Annotated in this window: 1 protein-coding gene; it reads left to right on the top strand. The window is 65.3% G+C overall.

Translation table 11 applies throughout. The features are described 5' to 3' along the window. Positions 1-9 precede the first annotated feature (9 nt). Positions 10-617, top strand: a 608-nt coding sequence (locus SREC43747_RS0119290) for an S-adenosylmethionine synthetase N-terminal domain-containing protein (RefSeq protein ID WP_029723006.1), incomplete at its 3' end; no start/stop codon positions are given.

The raw sequence follows: 617 nt of genomic DNA, 5'->3' as shown, positions 1-617 counted from the left end.
AACCGCAGGTTGTTCACCAGTGAGTCCGTGACCGAGGGGCATCCGGACAAGATCTGCGATGCGATCAGTGACTCGATCCTGGATGCGATGCTGGCCCAGGATCCGCGGTCGCGGGTGGCGGTGGAGACGTTGGTGACCACCGGGCAGGTGCACGTGGCCGGCGAGGTCACCACCGAGGCGTATGTTGACATCCCGACGATCGTGCGGGAGAAGGTCCTCGAGATCGGGTACGACTCCTCGGCCAAGGGCTTCGACGGCAACTCCTGCGGTGTGAACGTGGCCATTGGTCAGCAGTCGCCGGACATCGCTCAGGGCGTGGACACCGCGCACGAGTCCCGGGTCGAGGGCGTGATCGATGAGATCGCCAAGCAGGGTGCCGGTGACCAGGGGTTGATGTTCGGGTATGCCTGCACCGACACCGATGAGTTGATGCCGTTGCCGATCGCGTTGGCGCATCGGTTGTCGCGGCGGTTGACCCGGGTGCGCAAGGACGGGGTGCTGCCGTATTTGCGGCCGGACGGCAAGACGCAGGTGACCATCGAGTACGCCGGGGATCAGCCGGTGCGGTTGGACACGGTGGTGTTGTCCACCCAGCACGCCGCCGACATCGACCTGGA

This window comes from Saccharopolyspora rectivirgula DSM 43747 (assembly GCF_000497205.1).
Classification (GTDB): domain Bacteria; phylum Actinomycetota; class Actinomycetes; order Mycobacteriales; family Pseudonocardiaceae; genus Saccharopolyspora; species Saccharopolyspora rectivirgula.
The sequence above is the reverse complement of the archived record's forward strand: the minus strand, read 5'-3'. Positions and strand labels throughout refer to the sequence as shown.